Genomic DNA, 1712 nt, shown 5'->3' with positions numbered 1-1712 from the left:
TCGTCACATCGGTCAAGCACGTGGCCGACATCATGAACGAGATCACCGCCGCCAGCCAGGAGCAGAGCTCGGGCATCGAACAGGTCAATCGCGCGATTGCCGAGATGGACGAGATGACGCAGCAAAACGCGGCCCTGGTTGAGCAGGCGGCTGCAGCGGCCGACAGCATGCAGAACCAGGCTGCCGCACTGGCACAGGCTGTTGCCGTCTTCCGCCTGAATGCAAGCGAGCAGGCTGCATTGCCGCCGGCTGTGGCCCCGGTTTTGCAGCCGGTCGCGCCCGCCCCGGCCAGGCAGATGTCCCGCGTACTCGCCAAGCCGAAAGCGGAAGGAGGCGCATCGTCGCGCCCGCCCGCTTCGGTAGCCGTTCGCAGCAAGCCTGCTTCGGCGCCGGGCGGAAACGATGAATGGGAAGAGTTCTGATGCCGGCTTGATCAAGAGGACAGACTGATAGGCGCGCAGGTGCCGCTGGCCGGGCACCGCAGGGCTGCGCGCCTCCCGCATGAATCGGGCTGGGGCAGTCCATGGCAATCATGATCCAGCCCGGTTTTTTTGCCGATCCTTTGCAGTTCTTCTTCAAAACCAAGAAAAAGGAAAACCTTATGTTGAAACTGACCAATATCAGAATCGGAACGCGGCTTGCCCTCGGCTTCGGCCTGGTTCTGCTATGCGCCACTGCGTTGCTGGTCCTTGGGCTTTGGCGAATGACGGCTCTGCATGCGAATACCGAAGTGATCGTTTCACAGAAGATGGCAAGCCTGACCAGTGCAATGGAAATGCGGGAAACCGGATGGTCCGTTGCATTGGCCCTGCGCCAGATCGCTACGCCGACCGATGCGCTTGAAGGCGAGCGCGAATCCAAGCGACTGGTGACGCTGCTCGAAAATTATTCGAAGGCGGAAGCAGTGGTCAAAAAGCATTCCGCCGATGCGCAATCGAAGGCTGTCCTGGCTGCCACAGTCGAACAAGGGCAGGCAATCCTGCCGGTGATTGAAAAGATCAAGGCCCATGCGGCCGGTGGCAATTATTTCGATGCCGCATCGATGCTCAAGAGCGACTTCCTTCCCCTGCAGGAAAAATGGCGGATGTCGCTGGTCGCACTGGCCGATTTTCAGCAGAAGACCATGCAGGCTACCTATGCGGCCTCGCAGGAAAATTTCGCTTCGACGCGCCTGGGCATGCTGGCGGTCGGCATTCTGACGATTGCCATCGGCGCGATCATCGCTCTGCTCATCACCCGTACCATCACCGTTCCTCTACAGAATGCGGCGAACATTGCAGACACCATTGCCGCCGGCGACCTGAGCGCGCGCATCGATGTTGACACCGGCAATGACGAAGCAGGCCGGCTGGTGCAATCTCTCAAGGTGATGCAGGAGAATCTGGTCAACACGGTCAACCATATCAAGCAGGGAACGGAAGCAATCACCGTGGCTGCACGAGAAATTGCATCGGGCAATGCCGACCTGTCTTCCCGCACCGAATCGCAGGCCGGTGCACTGGAGGAAACCGCTTCCTCAATGGAAGAACTGACTTCCACCGTCAAGCAGAATGCCGAGAACGCGCGTCAGGCAAACCAGCTGGTGGTCTCGGCTTCCGACCATGCTTTGAAAGGGGGGCGGGTTGTCGGGCAAGTGGTCGAGACCATGGGCTCGATCAAGGACAGCTCGCGCAAGGTGGTCGACATCATTGGCGTGATCGACGGCATCGCCT

The 1712-nt window shown here is 59.8% G+C and carries 1 protein-coding gene and 1 pseudogene; both read left to right on the top strand.

Translation table 11 applies throughout. The features are described 5' to 3' along the window. A pseudogene (locus RY831_RS32855) lies at positions 1 to 422 on the top strand (methyl-accepting chemotaxis protein); the annotation flags it as partial. A gap of 179 nt (positions 423 to 601) precedes the next feature. Beyond that, positions 602 to 1712: HAMP domain-containing protein (locus RY831_RS32850; RefSeq protein WP_326510481.1), on the top strand; the 1111-nt coding region annotated here is incomplete at its 3' end.

Origin of the sequence: Noviherbaspirillum album (assembly GCF_035916955.1) — a bacterium.
GTDB classification, from domain to species: Bacteria; Pseudomonadota; Gammaproteobacteria; order Burkholderiales; family Burkholderiaceae_D; genus Noviherbaspirillum; species Noviherbaspirillum album.
The sequence above is the reverse complement of the archived record's forward strand: the minus strand, read 5'-3'. Positions and strand labels throughout refer to the sequence as shown.